The sequence below is a fragment of the 'Nostoc azollae' 0708 genome, assembly GCF_000196515.1.
GTDB lineage: Bacteria > Cyanobacteriota > Cyanobacteriia > Cyanobacteriales > Nostocaceae > Trichormus_B > Trichormus_B azollae.
This window is the reverse complement of sequence record NC_014248.1, coordinates 1,021,682-1,046,833: the sequence shown is the minus strand read 5'-3', so window position 1 is coordinate 1,046,833 and position 25,152 is coordinate 1,021,682. Positions and strand designations below refer to the sequence as shown.

The 25,152-nt window shown below is 36.9% G+C and carries 17 protein-coding genes and 12 pseudogenes; 15 read left to right on the top strand and 14 right to left on the bottom strand.

Translation table 11 applies throughout. From position 1 onward, the window contains the following. Nucleotides 1-125: 125 nt before the first annotated feature. A pseudogene (locus tag AAZO_RS04810) lies at nucleotides 126-1,356 on the top strand (IS701 family transposase). Between the two features lie 436 nt (nucleotides 1,357-1,792). Here the strand turns inward: AAZO_RS04810 and AAZO_RS43355 are convergent. The 4 genes and pseudogenes from AAZO_RS43355 to AAZO_RS43350 form a co-directional block, all read right to left on the bottom strand. Further along, nucleotides 1,793-2,041, bottom strand: a complete 249-nt coding sequence (locus tag AAZO_RS43355; RefSeq protein ID WP_144031380.1) for a hypothetical protein — start codon at nucleotides 2,039-2,041, stop codon at nucleotides 1,793-1,795. Between the two features lie 462 nt (nucleotides 2,042-2,503). After that, nucleotides 2,504-3,434: pseudogene (locus AAZO_RS04800) on the bottom strand (ISKra4 family transposase); the annotation flags it as partial. A gap of 71 nt (nucleotides 3,435-3,505) precedes the next feature. After that, nucleotides 3,506-4,736 (bottom strand): annotated as a pseudogene (locus AAZO_RS04795) (IS701 family transposase). A gap of 77 nt (nucleotides 4,737-4,813) precedes the next feature. Then, a pseudogene (locus tag AAZO_RS43350) lies at nucleotides 4,814-4,920 on the bottom strand (ISKra4 family transposase); the annotation flags it as partial. Nucleotides 4,921-5,284: 364 nt separating this feature from the next. Between AAZO_RS43350 and AAZO_RS33290 the strand changes: the two are divergent. The 3 genes from AAZO_RS33290 to AAZO_RS04775 all read left to right on the top strand — a co-directional run bounded on the left by AAZO_RS33290 (nucleotide 5,285) and on the right by AAZO_RS04775 (nucleotide 7,873). Further along, entirely contained in the window at nucleotides 5,285-5,464 is a 180-nt protein-coding gene (locus AAZO_RS33290) for a hypothetical protein (protein WP_144031238.1), read from the top strand. Nucleotides 5,465-6,325: 861 nt separating this feature from the next. Continuing rightward, nucleotides 6,326-7,087: a phosphatase PAP2 family protein gene (locus AAZO_RS04780; protein WP_013190378.1), complete on the top strand. Its 762-nt coding sequence runs from the start codon at nucleotides 6,326-6,328 to the stop codon at nucleotides 7,085-7,087. A 267-nt stretch (nucleotides 7,088-7,354) separates the two neighbouring features. Further along, nucleotides 7,355-7,873, top strand: a complete 519-nt coding sequence (locus AAZO_RS04775) for an APC family permease (RefSeq protein WP_228371507.1) — start codon at nucleotides 7,355-7,357, stop codon at nucleotides 7,871-7,873. A 36-nt stretch (nucleotides 7,874-7,909) separates the two neighbouring features. Here the strand turns inward: AAZO_RS04775 and AAZO_RS36895 are convergent, their stop codons facing one another. From AAZO_RS36895 to AAZO_RS25870, 3 genes are all read right to left on the bottom strand, one after another. Beyond that, complete coding sequence (locus tag AAZO_RS36895; RefSeq protein ID WP_228371654.1) at nucleotides 7,910-8,122, bottom strand: DUF7219 family protein; 213 nt, start codon at nucleotides 8,120-8,122, stop codon at nucleotides 7,910-7,912. A gap of 230 nt (nucleotides 8,123-8,352) precedes the next feature. Then, nucleotides 8,353-8,475 carry a hypothetical protein gene (locus AAZO_RS40930; RefSeq protein ID WP_266888263.1) on the bottom strand — a complete coding sequence of 41 codons (123 nt, stop codon included), beginning with the start codon at nucleotides 8,473-8,475 and terminating at the stop codon, nucleotides 8,353-8,355. Between the two features lie 171 nt (nucleotides 8,476-8,646). Continuing rightward, entirely contained in the window at nucleotides 8,647-8,946 is a 300-nt protein-coding gene (locus AAZO_RS25870) for an acyl-CoA dehydrogenase family protein (RefSeq protein ID WP_049790550.1), read from the bottom strand. Between the two features lie 389 nt (nucleotides 8,947-9,335). Here AAZO_RS25870 and AAZO_RS25865 point away from each other — a divergent pair, with 389 nt between their 5' ends. Further along, nucleotides 9,336-9,692 carry an SPFH domain-containing protein gene (locus AAZO_RS25865; protein ID WP_049790549.1) on the top strand — a complete coding sequence of 119 codons (357 nt, stop codon included), beginning with the start codon at nucleotides 9,336-9,338 and terminating at the stop codon, nucleotides 9,690-9,692. A gap of 600 nt (nucleotides 9,693-10,292) precedes the next feature. Here AAZO_RS25865 and purT read toward each other — a convergent pair. Next, complete coding sequence (gene purT / locus AAZO_RS04750; RefSeq protein ID WP_013190377.1) at nucleotides 10,293-11,462, bottom strand: formate-dependent phosphoribosylglycinamide formyltransferase; 1,170 nt, start codon at nucleotides 11,460-11,462, stop codon at nucleotides 10,293-10,295. Between the two features lie 223 nt (nucleotides 11,463-11,685). Between purT and AAZO_RS36890 the strand changes: the two genes are divergently transcribed. Next, nucleotides 11,686-11,847 carry a hypothetical protein gene (locus AAZO_RS36890; protein ID WP_228371506.1) on the top strand — a complete coding sequence of 54 codons (162 nt, stop codon included), beginning with the start codon at nucleotides 11,686-11,688 and terminating at the stop codon, nucleotides 11,845-11,847. 145 nt (nucleotides 11,848-11,992) lie between these two features. Here the strand turns inward: AAZO_RS36890 and AAZO_RS04745 are convergent. Further along, nucleotides 11,993-12,339 (bottom strand): annotated as a pseudogene (locus AAZO_RS04745) (mechanosensitive ion channel family protein); the annotation flags it as partial. 293 nt (nucleotides 12,340-12,632) lie between these two features. Between AAZO_RS04745 and AAZO_RS36885 the strand changes: the two are divergent. Continuing rightward, nucleotides 12,633-12,770, top strand: a complete 138-nt coding sequence (locus AAZO_RS36885) for a transposase family protein (protein ID WP_228371505.1) — start codon at nucleotides 12,633-12,635, stop codon at nucleotides 12,768-12,770. A 401-nt stretch (nucleotides 12,771-13,171) separates the two neighbouring features. Here the strand turns inward: AAZO_RS36885 and AAZO_RS04740 are convergent. Next, nucleotides 13,172-13,621, bottom strand: a pseudogene (locus AAZO_RS04740) (mechanosensitive ion channel family protein); the annotation flags it as partial. Nucleotides 13,622-13,802: 181 nt separating this feature from the next. Between AAZO_RS04740 and leuB the strand changes: the two are divergent. The 4 genes from leuB to accD all read left to right on the top strand — a co-directional run bounded on the left by leuB (nucleotide 13,803) and on the right by accD (nucleotide 17,692). Next, nucleotides 13,803-14,891: a 3-isopropylmalate dehydrogenase gene (gene leuB / locus AAZO_RS04735; protein WP_013190376.1), complete on the top strand. Its 1,089-nt coding sequence runs from the start codon at nucleotides 13,803-13,805 to the stop codon at nucleotides 14,889-14,891. Nucleotides 14,892-14,982: 91 nt separating this feature from the next. Then, on the top strand, nucleotides 14,983-15,243 hold the full coding sequence (locus tag AAZO_RS04730; protein ID WP_013190375.1) for a hypothetical protein: 261 nt from the start codon (nucleotides 14,983-14,985) through the stop codon (nucleotides 15,241-15,243). A gap of 106 nt (nucleotides 15,244-15,349) precedes the next feature. Next, complete coding sequence (locus AAZO_RS04725) at nucleotides 15,350-16,171, top strand: prepilin peptidase (protein WP_013190374.1); 822 nt, start codon at nucleotides 15,350-15,352, stop codon at nucleotides 16,169-16,171. 567 nt (nucleotides 16,172-16,738) lie between these two features. After that, nucleotides 16,739-17,692, top strand: a complete 954-nt coding sequence (accD, locus tag AAZO_RS04720; protein WP_013190373.1) for an acetyl-CoA carboxylase, carboxyltransferase subunit beta — start codon at nucleotides 16,739-16,741, stop codon at nucleotides 17,690-17,692. 107 nt (nucleotides 17,693-17,799) lie between these two features. Here accD and AAZO_RS04715 read toward each other — a convergent pair whose 3' ends face one another. Next, nucleotides 17,800-19,206 carry an MFS transporter gene (locus AAZO_RS04715; RefSeq protein ID WP_013190372.1) on the bottom strand — a complete coding sequence of 469 codons (1,407 nt, stop codon included), beginning with the start codon at nucleotides 19,204-19,206 and terminating at the stop codon, nucleotides 17,800-17,802. 306 nt (nucleotides 19,207-19,512) lie between these two features. On the opposite strand from AAZO_RS04715, the pseudogene AAZO_RS36880 reads away from it, so the two are divergent. Then, nucleotides 19,513-19,905 (top strand): annotated as a pseudogene (locus AAZO_RS36880) (ABC transporter substrate-binding protein); the annotation flags it as partial. 64 nt (nucleotides 19,906-19,969) lie between these two features. Here AAZO_RS36880 and AAZO_RS25860 read toward each other — a convergent pair. Continuing rightward, a pseudogene (locus tag AAZO_RS25860) lies at nucleotides 19,970-20,935 on the bottom strand (IS701 family transposase). Between the two features lie 222 nt (nucleotides 20,936-21,157). Here AAZO_RS25860 and AAZO_RS36875 point away from each other — a divergent pair. Then, nucleotides 21,158-21,955: pseudogene (locus tag AAZO_RS36875) on the top strand (extracellular solute-binding protein); the annotation flags it as partial. Between the two features lie 40 nt (nucleotides 21,956-21,995). Here the strand turns inward: AAZO_RS36875 and AAZO_RS34885 are convergent. Both AAZO_RS34885 and AAZO_RS28750 read right to left on the bottom strand, forming a co-directional pair. Then, the gene (locus AAZO_RS34885) at nucleotides 21,996-22,385 is read right to left on the bottom strand and encodes a hypothetical protein (RefSeq protein ID WP_187289684.1); all 390 of its coding nucleotides are present in this window, start codon (nucleotides 22,383-22,385) and stop codon (nucleotides 21,996-21,998) included. Continuing rightward, a pseudogene (locus AAZO_RS28750) lies at nucleotides 22,380-23,209 on the bottom strand (helix-turn-helix domain-containing protein); the annotation flags it as partial. The gene AAZO_RS34885 and the pseudogene AAZO_RS28750, both read right to left, overlap by 6 nt. 113 nt (nucleotides 23,210-23,322) lie before the next feature. On the opposite strand from AAZO_RS28750, the pseudogene AAZO_RS04690 reads away from it, so the two are divergent. Further along, nucleotides 23,323-24,155 (top strand): annotated as a pseudogene (locus AAZO_RS04690) (carbohydrate ABC transporter permease). A gap of 5 nt (nucleotides 24,156-24,160) precedes the next feature. Beyond that, nucleotides 24,161-24,988 (top strand): annotated as a pseudogene (locus AAZO_RS04685) (carbohydrate ABC transporter permease). Nucleotides 24,989-25,152: the final 164 nt, after the last annotated feature.

Here is a 25,152-nt window from a genome sequence, read left to right as displayed (position 1 = left end):
ATTAGATATTTCAGAGCCAGTGCGTTGGGCTGGTTCCCCGACTTGTTAGCGGGACTTAAATAAAAGTTAACAGTAAAAAGGAGTATAGTGCGGTTTCGGTGTAGCTTTCACGTTAAAAGAAGCTGATGAAAGAAACCACTGCCCCAGCAATGGCACCATGGTTTGAAAGATAGTGTCATTTGATGATCTATTTACTCATCAAGCAGAAAAAAGAGAGTTTAGACATTATTTAGGGGGATGATTATTTAGGGGGATGATTGGGTGAAGGTGAGAGAAAAAACCTATTTGAAATAGCAGAGAATGCCCTAGGGGTGACGTACCACCGATTACACTACGTTTTAACTGAAGCACCTTGGTCCAGTTCCCAAGTTAATGACTGTCAGTTAGAGATTATGAACAAATATAGTCAGAGGAGAATCACCAGAGGATTTAGCTTAATAATTGATGATTCTCTCCATAGAAAAAGGGGGAATTTTAGGGATGGAGTAGGAAGACAATATAATATTGCAGAAATTGGGAAAAGGGATAATGGAATAGTAGTAGTAACAACACATCTATATAATGGCAGTCAAGGCTTACCATTAGATATAGAGTTATATCACCACGGTGATTCTTTACCCAAAGGGAAACAAGACCCTCTATTTGAGAATAAACCTGAGTTAGGAATTAAATCAATAGATCTGACCTTGAGCCGTGGTTATCAACCAGGAATAGTAATTATAGATGCTGGATATGGCCACAATAGGTCTTCCTTATTAAGAATAGAAAATCGGCATTGAAAGTATTGAGGAGGATTAGCCAAAAATCCCAAAATCCTTGCTAGTGAGTGACCAAGAGGATAGTCCACAAATAATTAGGTTAGATGAATTAGCACAAGGTTTACCCCAAGAGGCTTTTACAGACATTCAACTGTAGTTAGATAAACCCAAAACATTATGGGTAGTAACTAAAGAAGTAGAAATATCAGCCTTAACTGGAAGGGGCAATATTGCTATCGTCATCAACGGTTCTACTTTCTCCCAAGCCACTGATATTGACTACTTTATGACCAATGTTTCTTCACCAACTTTCACACCCCAATGGATAGTTGATACATATTCTCAAAGAAATTGGGTAGAAGTTGTTTACAGGAAAGCCAAGGGATGGTTAGGACTCAAAGAATATCAAGTTGGAGATAATAGCAGTTGACTGCGCCATTTTATTTTGGTTTTCTGTGCCTACACTTTTATTCTTTGCCATCAGTGGACTGGAGGATTAAGACCAAGCTAGGCTAAGAAACCTTTGAATACTTTTACTGCAGCTTTAGAAGCGTTGAGAACAGCCATATCTTTTCTATTTATTGATTGGTTCAACTAGAAGCCAGACGTGTTTCCTTCTTATCAAGCCAGTTTGGGCTACATCTGGGCTTGATTTTTGTTTACGTCCAGTTAGGGAAGCTCCTCTGAAAGAGGCAGCAACTGGCGTATGTTTTCAAGGGATTAATTTTCTGATTACACAAAGAGTCCATAGGATTCTAAACTTGACAGAGGAACGTTGTCAAATTTTGCAATTCCTACCTACAGCTTGTCAAAAGTATTATTTATTTTCTTAGTTTTCAAATCTCTAATTCACTATTGCATAGTCTTGTATTTTCATAAGTGATTGAAAAGTTCAAATTTAACGTTGTTGTCTAACTAGCTTTTTTTACACAATAAGAAATCTGGAACTTTGACGTGGATAATTTATATTATCATGGCTACTGGATTTTTAAGAACTATAGTTCTGAATTCCCTGTAAATGTAGTTTGCTCATGCTACTTATTTAAGTGGGGAATATGGGTTGTAAATGGTATTATTTCCGATGGGAGTTCAGACAATGAATCTGTTTCCCTACTCACCAAATTACTGATACCAATAGCAACAGTAATTAAACCTAATAAAGTAATCCAAGTTGGAGGCAGAATCAAGCTAATAAATAAACCTGATAAACTGAGAATGAGAAGAATAGTAAAACCTGAATATCGACCTAAAACAACTTGCTGAGGTTGTAAGTTATCATCTATTTGGGCAAAAAAATCAGTAAAATTACAAAATTATCTATATTAATGAGTGGCACTTAAGTAAAGTGGGTTATAGCTATGCAATGATTTGGAAGTTTAAGAAAGTGAGGATTAGCCACAGTAAATATAGAAATATGGTGCTTTCGACGTTGCTATAATGCACCCTAAAATTTAATCTATAAACCATCTCTAAGACGACAAGTTATTGATATGTTGATAATTGGTATATTATACACCTTTACCATGAATAGTCTGATTACAGCTTTTACTCAAGGTATCATTTCCTTTGCAGCCACTAATATTGACTATATTAGTATTCTACTACTATTTTTTTCACAGATAGATAGTAATTTTTGCCGTAGGCATATTTTTATAGGTTAATACCTTGGTTTGCCATTATTCTCCTTAGCTCACCAGGTTTCTTTGGTGGCTTAGTTGGGGAAGATCAAGTTTTGGCAAAAAGACTCAAATAGGAAGCAAACTATTGAGATAAGTACAAGGAAGGGAAAGGATTTGGTAGACACTTTCAACATTCCACTGTGGTCCAGAAATTTTAATCCTTGCTCCAATCTGTTGAATAGCATAGTCGACAGATCCAGAACCAATAGAACACAGTTGTTCAGCTTAGTAGTAGGTGTACTTAATAATTGTCGAAGTTTTTCGACAATTATTAAGTAAAGCTTGAATCGGCTCTATCTGACCTTGCCACAATAAACTCTCAACAGCTTGTAGACGCTTTAAAGAACCACCAATTTGATAAAGATTCTCTTTGAGGTGATACCAATCCAAGACTTATAAAGGTTTGAATTTTTCAGTTCCAAACTCTTTAACTAAATTCCAAACTCCATCATGACCATCCCCCAAACACACAGGGGGGTTAACCAAAGACTGGCTATTAACATAATTAACTCATGATTGATTAGTTGTTATCAAAAAATGCACCATCATAAATTCCTTGTAGACGAAAGGTTTTATAGTATCGCCAGTAGCAGCCTGGTTGTGGTTTGCCCCCTAGTCGTACTTTTCCACCATCCACCCTCACTTCACAGACAGCTTGTTTTCCTTGTGGTAGCTCCCAATCTTGTTCCAAAACTAGTTTTTGTTACCTCCTATGGCCAACTTTTACTCCTGTTTAATGCCTCAATTTCAACTTCTGCTTTTTGATATGATTCCTTAGCTGATAGCCTCAAGCAGCACTTTTGAAGTAATGGACTTAATCGACTTCTTGGCTTCAAACCCAGTCTCTGCAACTGTTTAGCTTTTAGTTTTAGTTCTCCTACCAAGGTTTTGACTTTCCTGGTTTTACCTACTTTCCTTCCGCTTGTTTCTTCGATAAAAAAAGGGCTATTTCTGGACTTACCACTTCTAATATTTGACTCCTTACTGTTTTTTCTATCGGGACGTAAACAAAAATCAAGCCCAGATGTAGCCCAAACTGGCTCGATAAGAAGGAAACACGACCGGCTTCTAGTTGAACCAATCAATAAATAGAAAAGATATGGCTGTTCTCAACGCTTCTAAAGCTGCAGTAAAAGTATTCAAAGGTTTCTTAGCCTAGCTTGGTCTTAATCCTCCAGTCCACTGATGGCAAAGAATAAAAGTGTAGGCACAGAAAACCAAAATAAAATGGCGCAGTCAACTGCTGTTATATCGAACTTGATATTCGTTGAGTCCTAACCATCCCTTGGCTTTCCTGTAAACAACTTCTACCCAATTTCTTTGAGAATATGTATCAACTATCCATTGGGGTGTGAAAGTTGGTGAAGAAACATTGGTCATAAAGTAGTCAATATCAGTGGCTTGGGAGAAAGTAGAACCGTTGATGACGATAGCAATATTGCCCCTTCCAGTTAAGGCTGATATTTCTACTTCTTTAGTTACTACCCATAATGTTTTGGGTTTATCTAACTACAGTTGAATGTCTGTAAAAGCCTCTTGGGGTAAACCTTGTGCTAATTCATCTAACCTAATTATTTGTGGACTATCCTCTTGGTCACTCACTAGCAAGGATTTTGGGATTTTTGGCTAATCCTCCTCAATACTTTCAATGCCGATTTTCTATTCTTAATAAGGAAGACCTATTGTGGCCATATCCAGCATCTATAATTACTATTCCTGGTTGATAACCACGGCTCAAGGTCAGATCTATTGATTTAATTCCTAACTCAGGTTTATTCTCAAATAGAGGGTCTTGTTTCCCTTTGGGTAAAGAATCACCGTGGTGATATAACTCTATATCTAATGGTAAGCCTTGACTGCCATTATATAGATGTGTTGTTACTACTACTATTCCATTATCCCTTTTCCCAATTTCTGCAATATTATATTGTCTTCCTACTCCATCCCTAAAATTCCCCCTTTTTCTATGGAGAGAATCATCAATTATTAAGCTAAATCCTCTGGTGATTCTCCTCTGACTATATTTGTTCATAATCTCTAACTGACAGTCATTAACTTGGGAACTGGACCAAGGTGCTTCAGTTAAAACGTAGTGTAATCGGTGGTACGTCACCCCTAGGGCATTCTCTGCTATTTCAAATAGGTTTTTTCTCTCACCTTCACCCAATCATCCCCCTAAATAATCATCCCCCTAAATAATGTCTAAACTCTCTTTTTTCTGCTTGATGAGTAAATAGATCATCAAATGACACTATCTTTCAAACCATGGTGCCATTGCTGGGGCAGTGGTTTCTTTCATCAGCTTCTTTTAACGTGAAAGCTACACCGAAACCGCACTATACTCCTTTTTACTGTTAACTTTTATTTAAGTCCCGCTATGCCTTCCAAGTCTTTTATCTGACTTTTGTCTGCTTCTTCTTCATATAATAATGTTGCCAATTCTTCTAAGCAGGCTTTTAGCCGTTCTTTCCTTCCTGGTTCATGGTTGCTAATCCACACTTGTTTATCCTTAAATTCTCCTAAAACTTGTGTATCTTCCAATAGTGGGTGCTCCCAATATTGTTGTCAGGCGAGAATTTATCGGATTATTAGGACTCTTATTGGGATTTACAAGTATAAAAAATACTAGGTAGTAAAGAGGAAAGTACAGAAATTCAAGCTGTGAATACTGATTGTGCAGAGTTATTACATCCCAATTCCATATTTGCTGTTTTATTGAGTATTGTGCATCCAAATACTTATAGAGTTGCAGCTATGACAGTTGCTAATAGAGGATAGAGTATTAGTATTTATATTCCCTGATTTGCTGGACAAGATTTTGCCAGTTTAGGAAAAATTTTAGCTGTATTGTTAGGTATGTTAGGGGTTTTCTGTGGTATTACTTATTTATTAAGTCCTCACGCTGCTATTCATTTTCTTTTAACTCCTTATGGTAAGGCTGTAGTCCGGTTTATATTAATTGGTTTGGGGTTATTTATTATGTATGAACGAGGTAGTTTTTATATCTTGCTGTTGAAGAAAGATTAAACCGCAGAGCTAATTATGCTTGTGCTTTCATTAATGTGGCAGCTACAACATCAGAACTCATAGCAATAGAAGGTGGTAAGTAGGTGGGCGCAAAAATTGATAACTATGTCATGGCGAATGCAGCAAAGCGGAATCAAGCAATCCCAGGGGTTTCAAGTAATTTACATTTTGTTACATAGTTATGTTTATTTGTGTCTACCTACTTACTTGAAAGAAAAAAATTAATATGGGAGTAATAAGAGATGCGTCACATATTCCTGTGAAACCAACGATAATGCCAATAAAACAGCTAAAAATGGGTAGTAATAAGTAGTCCATATTCGTATTTACTAGTGGGTTTTAGTGATGATATGCAAGTATTGAGCATGACTATAAACCTTGTGAGTAGACTGTCATAATTCCTGAAAGATGAGTTTTTCTGCTTAGTGAAAATGCTGATGGTGATCTTTTTAAAGATACATAAAGTACTAACGCTTGATAGATTTACTAGTAAAGTAGAGTCAATCTATCGAAAGTCTAGTGTCAATATCTGTTTTATTTTTTCGTGCTTATCGTGCCAAGGAAGGAGAATAACGGTATCAAGAATATGGAACTATACAAACTACAGTTGTGTAGGATTATATTGCTAATTAAAGTAAATAAACTGTTATAGCAGGATTCAGGAGTGAAATCATCTTTTAGACAGAGGTTTATCATGAATTGATGTTCTAACTACCCTATGCAGTGCTATATATAAAAAATATGAGATAAAAATATGATATAGCTGATGGATTAATATATTTGATATCTAATTTAGGGTTGAATAGAGTATTTGTTAAATAGAGTATTTAAGGCCACATAATATACATCAGGCTTGTAGTTATGAATAAAGGAAAGATATTGAAAGAGAAACGTAAGTCACCGATTATTCTTCTTAAGAACCTGCTGTTTTACCACTGGCGTTCTTTGTTACTGATCTTGATGGGTCTGTATTTACCTTTGCAGGTTGTAGAAATCCTGGCGGTGAAAATTTGGCACAATGAAGGCGGTTTTCCTTGGGATGTGCCTATTTTGATGGCGATTCATTCTACAGCTAATCCCCGACTGGATTTTATTGCTGTGGTGCTGACTAAGTGGGGATCATTTTGGACTGCGTTACCTGTCTTGAGTGCGATCACTATTCTATTTTTACGCAAACGCAGATGGAGAACACTGGCTTATATACTGACTACTGCTGTGGGAAACTTGATTATTAACCGCACCGGTAAAGAGTTAATGCACCGAGTGCGTCCCCAATTGTGGGTATCAAAGGCACCTGAATTTGACTATGCCTTTCCCAGCGGCCATGCCATGACAAGTATGACCCTAGTAGCAATTTTACTTATTTTAACTTGGCATCGTCCCTGGCGGTGGTTGGTTCTGACTGTTGGTAGTTTATACCTCTTGGTAATTGCTTGGACACGCCTATATTTAGGAGTTCATTTTCCCAGTGATATTCTTGTCGGTTGGATGGTTGCGTTAGCTTGGGCTATTGGTGTCAGTCTAATTATTAAACCTAATGTGCATAGGCATACCGCTGTTAATAGCACCATAAAAACTGGAACTACTCTACTTCCTGAGGAAAAACAGTTAAGTAAACACTGAAGAAATCAGGAATCCAGTAGTTTAGGAGTTCAACTACTGACTACTGAACTAAGTAGGAAGGCACAAAAAAACCGTAGACGCGCAGCGGCTTCTGGGAGAGTAGTATGTAACGAAAAGTAAAATTGACCAAAACCTCTTCCCTATTGCCTTTTGCCTTGTCATAACGACAATTTCTAACACCCACCTACTTAATGACCAATGACTACTAAGCCTTTTTAGTATGTGCGTTAGGAACAATACCCAAAGCAGTTATGGGTAGCGTTATTCTTGCAGGTTTATTTTTTACTTCTACTACTTATTTATATAGAATTTCTGGGTTTTAGTAAAACTGGCGTATCCATTTCTCAAACAGAAGAACCTTTAAGTTTTCTCTCTCAACAAGCAGGAGTGGGTCTTTTGGGAGAATTAGTAGGTTTAGGTGCATTATTTAGTTTCTTTGCTTGCATTTTAGGAAGCATTAATCCTGCGACTAGAGTAGCATTCTTAATGGGTCGTCATGGTTTATTTCATGGATCTTTCGGTAACGCTCATGCAGCTAATAGAACACCTCATGTTGCAGTAACAATGTGTTTTTTGTTGACATTTATTATCCCTGCGGTCATGTCTTTTTTTCACATCAAACTTTTTGATTGCATAGGCTATTTGGGTTCTGTTTGCAGTTATGGATTTTTAACTGTCTATATTTTGATTTCTGTAACAGCCCCAGTCTATTTATACAAAATCAGAAAACTTCGTCCGATAGATGTGATGTTTTCTGTTTTGGCGGTGGGTTTTATGATGATTTGAATTTCGTTGGCCCAGCCTGCTGGAAGGACTATTTTTCTAGCGTAGCTCTTCTGAAAGAAGCACTTTCAAATGTTTCCAAAGGATGTGAATTTGCTGATAAGCCTCTTTAGAAGAAAGTTTACTACCAGTTTGTAAACCATAAATGTAGTCAACTCTTTGAGAAAAATCTTGGAGATGAGCATTAAATGTTAAGGATTCTGGTTCAAACTGTCTATCATATGGACTACGGGGATAAAGAAAATCAGATATTTACGAAAGAAAGTTAGAGTATATATTCATACAGAGTTTTTCCGGTAAATGAATTACGAAAAAATAATATAAGTCGTATAAAACAATTCTCAATTGGGATATCTCAATTATGAGATTAGTTTAATAACAGGTGCGAATCTAAACATTAGAAAATATTTATTTATTTCTCCTAATCTCTCCCGAATTAGTAACAAATACTACCACGACATATAGGGAAAATATTTTATTATTCAACACCGAATATTTCGGAAGAAATAAGTATGATGATCTTCCCGTTGCTGGTTAAGTTTTCCGAAGTCTTGCTTAGCAATAATGCCATCTCGATCTTTAGGGATTACAAATATTAATGGCATTTCTACACCATTTTTTAGGACAGAGAAAACCGTATAGTCTGGGATCGTAACATCTCTTCCAAAGCTTGTAACATAATTCACCAGGTAATTTTCCCCCTCTGGAGTAATTTTTAGCTTTGTGTCCTGTGTGTTAATAGCATTTGCCCAAAATAAATTCTTTGTAGCAGTTTCTCAATAATATTTTCCTTTTTGTTCTGGCGTTCCTGAAACATAAGCCAAAGCTGTTAAATTGATATGATCACCATAAAATTGCCCAACTATACCATCTGCTTGCGATAGTTCCTGGACAATTTTTAAAGCTCCTACCCAAGTAGCATCAACACCACCATATTCTAGGGGAATGACTAAAGATAATAAACCAATTTTTTTGACCCGTCTAATTTCTACATGTAGACATCCACTGTTGATATCTCTTTCTACTGCACTAAAAGCAAGTTCTTGAGATAGATGAAGATGTGACTTTAATACCATCTTGAGATTCTTCTTTAAAAAATAGTTGTATCATGATCGGTTGATATCCTAGTTGTAAATTCTGTGGAGTAATTTAGACAAAGATTCTAATATACAGTATCTACATCAAATTACTGTAGATTATGCTAATCCGCCAGTATTTCACAAAAATTTCAAGATTGCGGTATTTGTGAATACATTTATCCTGAATATATTTTTTTGCATTACCAAGATGAATAATGCCTTTTAGTATCAATTGCGTATATTACAATATAAGTACTGCTTAGTAACTACGGTAGTCTGGTACATTTAGTGTATTTTGAGGAAGAAAATCATATTATCAAACTTTTAGAATCAATAAAATTACAAAATTTTTTGTAAATAAAAAATATGAGAAATCTTAGCCAGAGATGAAAAAATATAACACTCTAAACAATGCTGGTAAACTGACGGCTTTAATCTGTTTACTTACCATATTACTCACGCCTATTGTCATAGTTAATGCTGGTGAGGGTGGTATACTAATGAAATTTGGTCCAGTTCAACATCAGGTATTAGGAGTAGGAGGAGGAATACACCTCATTATTCCTATAGTCAATACAGTTAAAAAAATCAGTATTAGAATTAACAAACAGACAATATCGGCTGAAGGTGCGTCTAAAGATGCAGAAAGTGTTTTTATGGATCTTGCGCTTAATTGGCATATTAGACCAGAAGGAGCAAACCATATTTTTCAACAAATTGGTGAAGAACAAAGATATAATTAAAAAAATTATTATAAATCTAGGAACAGAAGAAATTCTAAAATCAGTACTTGCCCAATATACTGCCGAAGAAACAATTACCAGACGTGGAGATATAGAAACTACATTAGATAAATTTTTAATAAAAAGACTAGAAAAGTAAAATCTAGCAGTTGATTATATTGATCTAGTTCATATTCGCTTGTTTGATAGCTTTCGAGAAGCTGTAGAAGTACAATTAGCTGAATCTGTAGCTTTAAGAGCAGCAAAACAAGCTAAAGTAATTTGGCTGAAAAAACTGCATAAATACCCCAACAGGTAAGCAATTGGTAGATTGGATAATCAATCATTCCACCAGCATAAAGGAGAAAGGAACTATCCAAACACCAGAAGAAATTCACCTCTTAGCTGCTTCCAAATTTTTAACCTGGGTTTGATCGAAATACTTTGCTCCATGTCGTCTGAGGTGATGTTAAACTCTTGAATAATTTTGGCTAAATCATTCATAAATAGACTATTATATTTGCTGTATTTCACCCATAAAATAGCCAAAAAGTCTATAGTAATCCTCAATTATTCAAGGTTCGTAGTGAGTGCTTAGGCACTCACCATATTTAAATATATTTAAATCAATTTCACCTTACTTGCTGCTGTAGTTGCTTTTTCTCTCGCATCTTCAACATCAGTACCTTTAGCCAAAGCTACCCCCATTCGTCGATAGGGATGAGCAGTTGGTTTACCAAATAACTGAATATCTACATCTTTTTCAGCTAACGCATCAGCAACACCAGTAAAAGCAATAGAATCAGATTTTTCAGAGGCTAAAATAACTGCACTCGCTGAAAAACCTAACTGTTCAATGTGGGGAATAGGTAAGCCTAAGATTGCTCGCAGATGTAATTCAAATTCATTCAGATTTTGTGAGATTAATGTTACCATTCCTGTATCATGAGGTCGGGGTGAAAGCTCAGAAAAAATGACTTCATCTTTAGTAATGAAAAATTCTACTCCAAAGATTCCTGCACCTCCTAAAGCATCAGTAACTTTTTTGGCAATTTCTTGAGATGCTAATATTTTATCTTCAGAAATATTTGCTGGTTGCCAAGATTCTTGATAATCACCTCTTTCTTGACTGTGTCCAATGGGAGGACAGAATATTGTTGGTGCATCCCATTGCTTAATTGTCAGTAATGTAATTTCGATTTCAAAGTTAATAAATTCTTCGACAATTATCTTTTGGCTATCACCTCTAGAGTTAGAAATCGCATAACTCCAAGCTTTTTCAACTTCTGTTCTATCTTGGACTACAGATTGACCTTTTCCCGATGATGACATCACAGGTTTAACGACGTTAGGAAATCCAATTTCGTCAGAAACTGTAATCAGTTCTTCTAAAGTGAATGCATACCGATATTCAGCTGTTCTTACACCTAATTCTTGATGTGCCAGTTCGCGAATTATATCCCGATTCATTGTGTAATTAGTCGCAGTAGCAGTTGGTATAACTATGATTCCACGTTGTTCGAATTCCTGTAATTTTTCAGTTCTAATTGCTTCAATTTCTGGTATAATAAAATCTGGCTGATGTTTAGTTACTACTGTTTCTAAATCATCTGCACTCAGCATAGAAATTACTTCACTACAATCAGCAACCTGCATAGCAGGAGCATTAGCATAGCGGTCAATTGCAATTACATAATTGCCTAAGCGTTGAGCAGCAATTACAAATTCTTTGCCTAGTTCTCCTGAACCTAGCAGCATCAATTTTTGGGGTAGTTGGAGCGATGTTTTCATAAATTCATCAGGTGCATATTTATGTAGTGATTTGCAATACCGATTTTATACAAAAATGGCAATAAATATATCCCCCATTTCTTGAAGAAGTAGAGTATCTAGACACAGACAAGTTGAAATGTCTTCGTAGATATTGCCTACCTTGGATAAATAACAGCTGAATATTCCTGTGTTATCTTGCTGCTAATAATGCTTTGGTGGCAGATTAACCCAAAACTCTGACTTGTTTCTTAATTGGAAGTTTAACAACGCTAGAACTGTAAAATCAGCCAGTACAGTCATGAAAACTGTTACTGTTGCTAATTGTTGTATAGCTGCCCAAGGGAAGATGGAAACAAGTTTTAGGATAAAAAGTTGGTCGCGATCGCATTTACCAATTTTCTAGCATTCTCTCAAAAAAAATAGGCAAAGTATCAGCCTTACTTAGTACTAATTTTTGTTAATTTTTTGAAATGCAAGCTTGACTTTTTGTTTCAGTATCAACTTCTTTCAGATGGTGACAGGATGAAACTATAACAGTCATACTGAGATCAATTATTGACTGTATAACGCTGTTAGGAACTGCATATCCTGCTTCTCCAAAGGTTTCCAGGATAGCTTTATTTGTGTCAAAATAAACTTGCCAATAGTAGTCATTGTTACAGTAGGGATGGACAGCCAGAACAGGACCTGCTAAGTTAAAGGTGATAATTTCTACATCTGGTGCTGGGCTGTCAAGAACGTTGGGAATTTGGCTGACTTTGGCTTTGAAAAGTGTGATCGCCTGGTTATGATCAACTTCATGAGCGAGTTGAGCCAGCCAATTAACACGACTATAAGGATTAGCAGAATAATTCTGAATATTATCAGCAAAAATTTTGTTATTGGCGACAGTTGTCATCATAAAATACCTGTCAGGAAAATTAACTTGGTGTGAAAAAAATGGTAGAAGGGAATTTTGAGGGTGTACCAAAAGGAAAAATCTACTAAATCAACTATATTCAAGAATATCCACATCCTACAAAACAAATACAGGGAATAACTAACCATCAGTGTCAAGACTTGTTAACCCAAGGTGAAATGTGGCATAAAAAACTTCAAGGTGACATAGAAAGTAAAAAGATAGGTATAAATCAGAAAGGAGGAGGGGCGAAAGGGAAACTAGAGAGAAAAGAATAGGTATCTCTATGCTTGTTCTATTGGAGGAAAATGCCAACATTTGAGGTTTTAGGTTTCCATTTCCGTATATGGAAAACGGAAGCAAAGGACACATTTTATTACTGGCTAGAGATATTAGGAAATGTTTTCCCTGCTAGTCTCCTTAAATAGGTAGAAAAACATGGTAGTGATTATGCCATGGCAACTTAGAACAAAAGGCAGGAAACAAAGAGTTTTCCACCAAGGGTATTGTTGTTGAATAGGTCATTAGACTTGTAAGAACATTCCGGGTACCTTACCTGAACAAAGATTTCCCCTGAATTACCCAATTTACTTACAAGTAATTCTTACTAACTATTGGTGGTTTAGTCACATTAGGAACTGGTTCATGAGTGTTGCCCATTTCATACATGTTATGGATATGAGGTCAGTTATGAATTTGTCATCAACATCTTCATGGATAGGAACTATCCGTAACTATTCCCAACCCTGATTCTTGCCTTCGCTCTTTCCTCATCTTAACACTATGGAAAGCCAGACACAGACTCCTTTCTAAATTTTCGGACCTCTCTATTATCTGGTGTGTTTAAAGCAGTGGTAAACAGTCCTATTTCTGTTACCGTTCCTGTGACACCTCCAGCAGTAATGAAATCACCAACCTGGAAGGGTCGGAAAATAATTAAAAATGCTCCTGCTGCAAAGTTGGCTAACAGTCCTCCCCATGCTGCACCAATAGCAATACCAGCAGTAGCTAGTAATACCGTAAAGGAAGTGGTTTCAATGCCAGAAAAGCTGAGAACTGCCACAATCAAAACAATTCTCAACGTCACCAAAAAAGTATTTAACAGATAGTTAATTAGTGTTTGTTCAATCTGTTAGCTTCTAAAGGCACGTCTTAATAACCTGATGCCAAAATCAATCAAATGCAGACCGATAAATAACAGCAGAATTCCACCAACTACGTTGAGTCCGACAGTAGTCAAAAGTCTGATCGCAACTTTAGTAATTGCTTGGAAATTCATAAATTAGCTGTATGTTTGTTTTATTAATAAAACAAACATACAGCTAATTTCTACAAATATGATTGATTTTCTATTTCTTTAAGGTGTTAAATCCTGATGAATCAATAAATTGACCATCCAATGGGTACACTTGCTTTGTATGATAATAAATCTGCCCAACTTTACATCATCCTAATTAGCTATGACTCAGAACTACCGCATTACATTACTTCCCGGCGATGGCATTGGCCCTGAAATTATGTCCGTAGCGGTAGACGTACTAAAAATCGTCGGACAACGGTTTGATATTTCTTTTGAGTTTCAAACAGCCCTCATCGGTGGTGCAGCTATTGACGCAACCGGGGAACCCTTACCTGCTGCTACTCTATATACTTGCCGTAATAGTGATGCAGTCTTACTTGCCGCTATTGGTGGTTACAAATGGGATTCTTTACCCTCTCACCTACGTCCTGAAGCGGGTTTATTAGGACTGCGGGCTGGTTTGGAATTATTTGCTAATTTGCGTCCTGCCAAAATTTTGCCCCAATTAATTGACGCTTCCACCTTGAAACGAGAAGTTATAGAAGGTGTGGATATTATGGTGGTGCGAGAACTGACAGGGGGAATTTATTTTGGTAAACCCAAAGGCATCTTTGCCGCGGAAACCGGAGAAAAGCGTGGTGTCAATACAATGGTTTACAGCGAGTCAGAAATTGACCGCATTGGCAGAGTCGCCTTTGAAACAGCACGAAAGCGCGGTGGTAAACTCTGTTCTGTGGATAAAGCTAATGTGTTAGAAGTTTCCCAACTGTGGCGAAAAGGTATGACTAAACTGGCTTCACAATATCCAGATATAGAACTGTCTCACTTATATGTAGATAATGCCGCTATGCAATTAGTCCGCGCTCCCAAGCAGTTCGACACCATCGTTACAGGCAACTTATTTGGGGATATTCTCTCTGATGCGGCGGCCATGCTGACTGGTAGTATTGGAATGTTACCTTCCGCGAGTTTGGGTGCTTCTGTCCCCGGTGTATTTGAACCTGTTCACGGTTCAGCCCCTGATATTGCTGGTCAGGATAAAGCTAACCCCTTGGCACAGATTCTTAGTGCGGCAATGATGTTACGTTACGCTTTAAACCAAGCAGAGGCAGCAGATTTGATTGAAAATGGAGTGTTACAGGTTTTACAACAAGGCTATCGCACAGGAGATATCATGTCTGAAGGCATGAATCTGTTAGGTTGTCAGGCTATGGGTAACGAGCTGATTCAAATCCTAGAAGCAAAATAACTTCCTCATCACAGGTTGAATATTCTCACATTTTTTGCTAAAAGTTTCGGATAAACTAGAAGCAAATCTATAAATCACCTAAAAGCCAATAGTGTACGCTACACAACAAGGACAGGCAAATTATTCTGCACCACAAAACCACATGCCTTTGGTTGATCCTACCGTCATCAAAGCAGCTGGTCATATTTATTACACTTACTGCGAGGTACATCCCGAAATCATCGGGCAACCTTCAGGAGTAGCAATTAGTCGCCTAACCTATCGAGGAAAGGTTATTTTTACCCAAAACCCAGTGCTGTTACCGCAAGAATGTTTTGTACCGTTAAATCAAATTGAATCGTATATGTATTAGTAACAGAGAACAGGAAACAGGTGAAAAATGAATTCAAAATTCAAAAATTTGTGCCTATTGCCTATTACCTATTGCCTTTTTTTACTGATAACTGATAACTAACAATATGGACGTTTTGATTATCGTCTCTGCCAGTATCATTGTCTTTGTTTTGGGTGCTTCTATTGGTAGCTTTATCAATGTTGTGGTTTATCGTCTACCTTCTGGATTATCCTTACTTTGGCCACCTTCTCGGTGCCCTCATTGTTTAAACAGACTCAAAGCTTATGATAATGTGCCGGTTCTGGGCTGGTTGTGGTTAAAAGGACGATGCCGTTATTGCAAAAGTAAAATTTCTCGCCGTTATCCTGTCCTAGAGGGGATAACAGGCATAATATTTTTAATCATATTTTGGGTCTTTCAATTTTCAATTTTGACCATAGGTTATTGGGCTTTTTGCAGTTGGTTATTAGCGCTATCCTTCATAGACTGGGATACCATGACCTTACCTCATCCACTTACTAAGTCAGGTTTATTATTAGGTTTGGTCTTTCAAATAGGTTTCGGTTTTTTATTAGAACCTAGCTTAGTCAGTGTAGTAAAACGCCTGATATTCGGTATAGGTGGTGCAGTCCTGGGTTTATGGCTGTTTGATAGCATCTCAATTCTTGGTTCTCTCATCTATGGTAAACCTGTTATGGGTGCAGGTGATGCCAAATTAGCAGCTATGATGGGAACTTGGTTAGGTTGGCAACATTTACTCATAGCTTGTTTTATTGCCTGTTTCTTGGGAGTATTAGTAGGTGGAGGCGTAATTGTGCGGTCACGTCATAAAATAGGAGAAAAGATGCCTTTTGGTCCTTTCTTGGCTTTGGGAGCAGTAATTACTCTTTTTACCGGGCAAGGTATTTTGTCTTATTACTTACGTTTATTTCTACCTGTATCTTGACATAAAAAACAAATTCAAATTTGAAGATCTCCTTTCTTGAATATCCAATTTAAATGTCTTTTTTTATCATCCCAATGAACCTACATCCACCATGACTGTAACCAGCATGACTTCATTTTATCTTTATATTTTGGTAAGATTAACCTGTTACTTGTATTACCCTCAAACAAAACTTCTGGCTATTGGCAAATACAACTAATGCCATACATTCATCATGCTTATTATTAAGTAATAAACATGATGAATTGGGAGCAAGATTCATGTTCATAGCGATTTTGTATTTTCAAACCTTTGCCGATACGTTGATATAATTTAAGTCCCCTGACAAAACTGGAAAAGAATTGTATTGGCAGCAGCATTTTTATCCAAAAAATACAAAATCAGGTCTAAATTGGTTACAAGTATAAGATTATGTAGTCAAAAACCGAAAACCTCATTCTTAAATCAAAAATGCTCAACACCCACACAAAAAGGGGGTGGGGTCAATCCAAAATCTAAAATCTAAAATCTAATATCCCAAATTGATTGACCTGTTTTTGACCTCATACCTACTTAAATAAAATAAAAATGGCAAACAACGAAGAATCACGCGGTTTAAAGTCTCTATTTGATTGGTTTGCAAATCGGCGTAATAAATCAGGTTCTAGCAATTTAGAACGCCAAGAAAGAGAAATTGCAGACGGTTTATGGAATAAATGCCCTAAATGTGGTGTTTTGACCTATGCTAAAGACCTGAAAGCTAATCAAATGGTCTGTGTGGAATGTGGTCATCATAATCGAGTGGATAGTGATGAACGTATCCGTCAGTTGATAGATGCAAATACCTGGAAACCCTTAGATGAGCATTTGCGACCAACTGATCCCTTGCAATTTCGCGATCGCAAACTCTATAGTGATCGCTTGCGGGAAACCCAGGAAAAAATTGGTTTAATAGACGCAGTAATAACAGGCTTAGGTCAAATCAACGGTTTACCCATCGCATTGGGAGTCATGGACTTCCGCTTTATGGGTGGTAGCATGGGTTCCGTTGTCGGTGAAAAACTCACCCGCTTAATTGAACAAGCCACACAACGCCGCTATCCTGTAGTAATCATCTGTACCTCTGGTGGTGCGAGAATGCAAGAAGGAATGCTTTCCTTAATGCAAATGGCGAAAATCTCCGCAGCATTACAACGCCATCAAGATGCCCGCTTATTATACATTCCCGTATTAACAAATCCCACCACAGGAGGCGTTACCGCTAGTTTTGCCATGTTGGGTGATCTCATCATCGCCGAACCAAAAGCTACCATTGGTTTTGCCGGTAGACGAGTTATTGAACAAACATTACGGGAAAAACTACCCGAAGATTTCCAAACCGCTGAAGATTTACTCAAACATGGGTTTGTAGATGATATCGTCCCCCGTACCCAATTAAAGAAGACATTGGCACAGCTAATAGCTTTACACCGACCAATGCCAACTACACCCAATATGATGATGTGGGAAAGCATGAGTTTTAGTTCTACTGTTGTGGAGTAGGGGACTGGGAACTCGGAAGAAAGCAGGGGGCAGGGAGATGAGGAAGATAGGGAAGATCAGGTGGGTGGGGAAAAGAAACTAATTGCCAATGCCCAATGCCCAATGCTCTATTCCTGAACAAATACAAGCGGTATCAATGCTGCGAGTCTCAATATACTAGAGAAGGCAAATAAGCCTAATAAACCACCAAATTGGGGCGATTGGGCGATAAAACCGCCAATGGTTGTTCCCAACGCACCAGTTACTCCAGCTATAGCCGCTGCGATCGCAAAATAAATAGACTGATTTCTAACTGGGGTAATGCCAATTTGCATATTGTTGTTACACAAATCAACTGCAGCCCCAGTACCACCAATAAAAATATGCAATAGCGGTAGCCACAGCCAGATATCTAAACTGGTATTAGCAATACCAAACCACAGCAAAGGCGTAACCGCAACAATAATTCCAGCAAATATCAAAATTGGGCGGTTTCCCACCTTATCTGCTAACTTACCCCACAGCACAACCATCAGCAGATTTGCTCCCGCTTGCAGACTGCTGTAAAGTGTCAGCCAACCCACATCTACATTTAAAGTTTCTAACAAATAAAGATTAACAAACGGGGCGCAGAGATTAAAAGCCAGCATCCATAAACTGAAATACAGTATAAATATCCAAAAATTAGAGTTTTTCCAAATATTGTCATCCCATTGCTTTTGGGGAATAGATACCATATCACTGATAGTTATTTCACCCAATTCATTCTTGCTGCTTACGGATGAATAAACTATACAAGTATTTTGTAATTGAGGATTCACATCAACTTTGAAATACTGACATCCTAGACTAATAAACCCAAATACGATACCTACAAACAAAACTACCCCATAACCTTGGCGAGTGCCTCCATACCAATGGGAAACAGCTAAACCAGCTAAAGGTATACATAGCAAATTAGTCAAGCTGGTAGCACTATTACGGATTCCAAAATACCTACCGCGCAAACTTCGGGGAACAATGATAGCTAACCAACTCATCCATGATGCACTTCCCAATCCACCTGAAAGATGACTAAGAAAAACGATGACCAGAGTTAATATCAGCAACTGTTGAGAATTTATAAGTCCCCAACCTACACCCAAAATACCTATTACTAAAATCAACCACAATAGCCGAGAAATTCCATAAACAAGCATGGAATACTGAAAGCGGCTAGTAGTGTGCTCTGAGATATAAGCACCCAACGGCTGAATCAGATTTACCAACATGGGAATTGAGGATAGCAACCCAAAAACGACTGGACTAGCATCCAATTCCACCAAAAAGTTACTAAGTAAAATCCCCCCAGTAGTAATAGAAAAAATCGTTGCAAAAATAGCATCTAAAGTACATGCTTGTAAACTGGTACGAATAGCATTTTTAGGAAAACGAGAGCTAGATTTAGATTCGGAAGATAAGACTGTTGTTAATGAATCGATCTGAGGAATTTCCAGATTTAAAGATGGAACTATTTTAACTTGAACAGAGTCCATAAGTTATCGTCTATCAGTGACGAAATTAGCAAAATCTCCGTTAATGATAATTATTTATTATTCTACCTACCAATTCTCAACAAAACTTTAGAACCTCTGAAAATCTGTCTGGAGTTGCAGAGATAAGTGTGAGCAGATTTCATCTGCTCACACTTATCTCTGCAACTCCTCTTGATACTATCAATATAGATGTGGTTTATTTACCTGACAATAGCTGTAAGAGAAAAATTGAAAATATGATTCTTTGTGAATAGAAGTAAATGGTTATATTTTTGGGGATTAGTTATCGCTGTGGGTATCATCTTTATGAGTTGCCATCTTCTAGCACTTAATACATCACCAGTCAGTATTAAATAAAGTCAGTGGTTGGGGTGGTTCTCCTGTAGAACAAAAACTTCTCACACAGGTATTACAAGACTTTGAAATAAAACACCCCAATATCAAAGTTAAGTATGCAATCATCTCTGATCAATACATGGATGTAATTAAAACGCGCTTAATTGAAGAAGCCGCACCTGCTGTATTTTATCTAGATGCGTTAGAAGCTCTTTTTTAAGCGTTCAGAATGTATTAGAACCTTTAGATACCTAAATCCAAACAGCATTTAAAATTTCAGATTTTGAGGAGAATTTGCTTAATACTTTTAAGTCTCAAAACCATGTTTATGGAATTCCTAAAGATTATTCCACACTAGCTTTATCAGGACTTACGCAACTGGCACAAATAGGGGGCGGGATGTAGCCCTGGCAGGGAACAATTGGACTCAAACCAAGCACATAGGAAGACTTGGGCGTTTTAGTTGCTGAATTAAATAATTAGAAAGCAATCTATGCTTGTTTTGATAAACAGTTTGACCAGTTTGATAGGCTAAATTCTTTAATCTAATCCAAACCGACATTGCACAAGCAATATTATTTCTTTAAAGCCTAGCTTTACGACATTGACAAGATTCAATGCCAGTTATTTGTTTAATCTCTCGATGAAACTCCTCGATTTCCCAACGAATTTTACACACCTCTTGTACAACATTCGTAGAACTTTGAGATAAATCGTTAGTAGCGATATAATACGTTCTGTTGGTAGAAACAGCAACCCGGAATAGTTTCACTTTTTTCTGAGCGGGAAACCCTTTAATTTTTATAATTTTACCACATTCTAACTCTTCAGTACTCCATTCTCATAATTCAATAGGTTTATCTTTTTCTTTGGCAAATGTATCATCAACTAACCGATTCTTGTTTAAAAGGTAATAATAAATTTTGTCTAAACTATTAATATACAGCATGGAACTATTCACTGCATACCATGTGTCCATCAAAACCGTATTAAATGGGAAAAGCTGATGATACAACAGGTTTTGCAGCATATCTTTCACATGGTCTATCTTGGTTTTACCATCCACATCAGCATTAAAAATACTGTAATCTATTACCCCAAATCTTTGAACTTTAGGATTCACATATACACAACTGACTACACCAATTCCTTGGAGTATGCCATGTTCATTACCACTATATTGTCTCCTCACCATCTCTATTTCTTCAGAATATCTTTTGTCTAAAACACTATCATCAAATATAATGTACCCATTACCATTAGGTTCCACTACCTCTTTCACCTTATCCTATAGTAAACGAGATATTAACTTTTCGGTTTTTAAATAATAGTTAATTGCATCATGCCTAATACTTTCTAAATGCTCTGCTAAATTAGTTATTGTATAATTAATTTGACTACTTCATAAGTATTGGCAGTAATCAAGTTTAGTAAATCTCATTACCGTTAGCAACATTTATCTAATACAATCTCCTACCTATTTTCTCATGAATATTTGAATAATGTTTCCTGTTGCAGCTACTTCTTATGGGTTGATAAAGCTTTCCATATCCGATTTATTTAATACCGATGTACTATATTCACCCATCGCCTGTGCCAGTTCCCTAAGTCCTGTTTATTTTATAATAAAAAAGCCTTCAATCAATAATGTAGGATTAACCAGTTGGCCAACTAGTTGGTATGAACTACGCCATTATTCTCAACAGTTAAAGGGTAAACTTAATAAATACGGCTTTGGTGAAAGTACAGAGTTGGCAAGTCAGCCTTATAAAATGAAAGCTTTTAGTGGAACAATATTCGATAAAAAAGTTATGCTGCTTTTGCTAGTGAAGCAGCTTTAAAAGCTTTGCAAGTAATATAGCAATATCGAAAAGACCGAATCTCGGCCTTAAAATCTGATGTTGGTACTAGTTCTGGTAGTGATATGTTTGGTCAACGTAAAATATCAATGGTGATAGAAGGTAACTGGGCTATTCCTTATCTTCAAGAAACCTTTCTGCAGATAGATTTTGCAACAGCAGAAGTTCCAAAAACTAAGAATATAAAAGGCACGATGGTTTATACTTTTGCTTATATCATGAATAAGCAAAAAAAGCATAAAGAAGCAGCTTGGTAATTAATTTCTTACCTCACCGGAAAAGAAGGAATGGAAAAGTCGACAGGTAGAGGTTTTCCTTTACCAACAAGGAAATATTTAGCTGAGAAATTAGGTTACGATCATGATCATTTAAGGTCTGCTTTAGTAGCTGCTGTTGATTATGCTACACCTTAGCAGGTAGGGGAATATCCAGGAGTTATTATGGATAACTTCGATAATCAATTTCTCAGTGCCTTGTTGGGGGAACAGCCCTTAAATCAGGCGATATTGAGGGCACAGAATAACGCTAATCAGCAGATTAAGATGATGCAATAGTAGGTTGGGTTGAGGAACGAAACCCAACACTTTCAAATACTTAATCTTTCCAATTCTCACGCTTAATAAGTTTAGGCTTAGGAATCGGCTTATAGATTTCAACATTTTTCGCTGGAATCATCAAATCTTCAACTGCATCAACCACTGTCAAATTATCATGTTTAGGCTTAGGAATCGGTTTAGGAATTTCGGCATTTTTCACTGTAATCGTCAAATCTTCAACTGCTTCAGCAATTACCTGTACTTGCATTGGTGTTGAGCAATCAGCAGAACTAGGAGAGTTATTGTTAAAGTTAATACGTTGTTTACGGTAATTTCCTTTTTGACCTCTAGTGTCAACACCATTAATGACTGCATACGCTAGTTCTAACAGAAGTTCTGGAATTTCATCTCGTTTGAGGTATTGCCACTCTAATTCAATCAGATTCATTTCAGAGCAATATTTAGCCAGAAGAAACAAATATAAACCTTGCTTTCCCCACTTTTTCCATAGTTCCTGAACTTCTCTACAGCAATGTATTCGTCTATGATCTTGATGTAAGAATAACGCTTAACTACCCCAATTACCAAACCATCAATAAAACTAATTAACGGTTGAAATAAACCAATAGTGCTAATTCTGCGTCCACGTCTCTGTGTTTCTTCAACCATTTTTTCTCACCCCCTTGGGTAGTACGTGTACCATGACTCACTCCAAGGTGAAAATCCTGATTCATCCAAATACTTTAAGTCTATTTCTCTACCAGCTGTAGCTAGTTCTAACATCTCTATATCTGCTTGTTTATTTGCACAAATAACTAGATCTTATTTTGCTCTATGACTAATTCTGACTCCTTTCCATATCACCCCCTTTTTTTGAGTAGGCTTTTGATTGTGTTGGTACTTACTTTCAGTTCTCGCTCTTTTCTTAGTTTTTCTACTAGTTGCTGACTGTTATAGGTTCTTGGTTCTTCCTTTAAGCATCTTTCTTTCCAAATATTCGATGTCAACTTCCTTCAAGTTTGGCTGTACACCTCTACCTGGTAATTCCCATAATCCCTGTATTCCCTGCTTATTCCACTTGTGCAAGACTTGTCTGACTGTTTTCTCTCCCCAATGAAAGTGATCTGCTATTTTCTCTACAAACCACCCTGCTGCATTTAATCTGATGACTTCGGCTCTATCTTTTAGTTCCTATGGTACTTCCGCCGTTCTCAGGTTAAATAACTCTGCATCTTGTTCTTTCGTCATAAATACCCTTAATCTTGCCCCCATATCTACACGACCTTTAATTGATGTTCTCTCCGTATTTACTTCTCTTTACATAGATTCCATGCAGAAACCAACATTGGAAAAATACAAAAAACCTCGCAGGGTATCTTTTTATGATGCCTAAAATTCTAGTTTTAGGCACTTTTGTAGTTTTACCTATTCTTTACGCTGTCTTTCTTTCCCTCCACAAAGTTCAGCTTTTAGGCAGTTTTGAATATCAATTTATTGGTTTACGGAATTTCACTAGTTTGGTAGAAGATGAATAATTAGGAATTGCGTTAAAAGACACAGCAAAATATGTTGCTATTGTTGTCCCAAGTCAAACTATTTTAGCTTGAATTCTGGCAGTTACTTTAAATTCTAGTACTCGTGGTAAAAATTGGTGGCGTATTATCTATTTTTACCCACAGTTACATCATCAGCGGTGTTAAGACTTCTCTTTATGTAGATTTATAACACTGATGGATGACTAAACTATTTTCTCGCTTTTTTTGGACTACCTACCTATAACTAGTTAGGAGGTCACAAAGTTGCCTTAAAAGGTATTATGATCATGAATATTTGGTTAACTGCACCTTTTTATATGGTGATTTATTTAGCTGCTTTACAGGATATTCCCGAAACACTTTATGAAGCAGCAGATTTAGATGGGGCAAATGGCTGGGATAAGTTTATAAAAGTTACTATTCCCTTACTACAACCTGTGACTTTTTTTGTGGTAGCAGTGGGGATAATAGGCACTTTTCAACTATTTGATCAATCTTATATTTTCTCTGGTGGTACTTGTGGACCGAATAACGCCACTTTGACGGTGGTAATACTAATTTATCAAGCTATATTTAGAAATTTACAATTAGGATATCCAGCTGCTGTGGCTTTTTTACGTGTAGCAGTCATTATTATTCTCACCTTGATTCAAAAGGGGATCTTTGGAGATAACAAAAGGTGAATTAAATTCCCCCCTTTCTTTTGTTTAAATTCTTGTTATATCTGTTGTTAACAGTTTATGCTGTTATCACACTAATTCCCCTTCTCCGGGCAGTTTCAGCATCATTTAAACCTCTCTCAGAAATTATCAGCGGTGAGCCAAATTTCATCCCTCAAAATTTTACTCTTGACAACTATCAGCAAATTTTTCTGCAAGAACCACTGTTTTGGCGCTGGTTATTTAACAGTGTAGTAATTTCTGTCGGCGTTACGTTTTTAGATTTACTTCTAAACTCAATGGTAGGTTATGCCTTAGCGAGACTGTGATTTGTTGGTAAACAGTTTTGGTTATTCCTGATTTTAGCTGTACCAGCAGTACCCGCACAAATTATCTTAATTCCCTCATTTTTGATTTTAAAGCCAATAGGTTGACTCAATTCTTACCAAGGCATGATTGTTCCTAGTATGGTAAATGCGACTTTTATCTTTATGATGCGGCAGTTTTTCATCAATGTTCTCAAAGAATTGGAAGAAGCCACCCAAGTATATGGTTTAAGCACCTGGGAGATTTTCCGAGATGTTGTTTTGCCCTTAGCAAAACCAGCAATAGCAGGACAGGTAGTTTTTGTATTTATGGGCAGTTGGAATAATTTTATACTCCCTCTAGTGATATTGTTTGACCCGGAGATGTTTACTCTACCCTTGGGCTTAAATACTTTCAAAGGTCAATATATCAGCTATTGGAATTACATCATGGCTGCTTCAATGATATTCACTTTACCAGCTTTGGGAATTTATGCTTTTTTCAACTGCTACTTTATTGAAGGCGTAACTTTTATAGGTGGGAAGGGTTAATTTTTCAATTTGTAAACTCATTGATAAAGATTTGTATCGAAAAATAAAATATCCCCATTCTCATACCCGCTCTTGACCCTATTCTGACTTATGGAGAAACTCAGTTCAGCAACAGCATAGAACAGCTAATGGTAAACTGATTCATGCTGATGTTAATGATAGCG